This is a genomic window from Micromonospora globosa, assembly GCF_000717585.1.
GTDB lineage: Bacteria > Actinomycetota > Actinomycetes > Mycobacteriales > Micromonosporaceae > Micromonospora > Micromonospora aurantiaca.
Genome location: NZ_JNZR01000115.1, coordinates 1 through 205 on the forward strand (window position 1 = coordinate 1; position 205 = coordinate 205).

Below are 205 nucleotides of genomic sequence, written 5' to 3' on the forward strand. Positions count from 1 at the left end.
TTTCGATCTTTTCAGCGTCGGTATCGGGCCGTCCAGCTCGCACACCGTCGGGCCGATGCGGGCCGCCCGTACGTTCGTGGCGGGTCTGAAGGCCGACGGTCAGCTAGCCGATGTGGCGCGGGTACGGGCGGAGCTGTTCGGCTCGCTCGGCGCGACCGGCCACGGGCACGGCAGTGACCGGGCGGTGCTGCTGGGGCTGGAGGGT

At 71.2% G+C, this 205-nt stretch carries 1 protein-coding gene; it reads left to right on the top strand.

Annotated features, from left to right (window positions below; all coding sequences use genetic code 11):
• Positions 1–205 (top strand): serine dehydratase beta chain (locus IF06_RS32750; protein ID WP_036312225.1); only part of this gene is annotated, 205 nt, incomplete at both ends.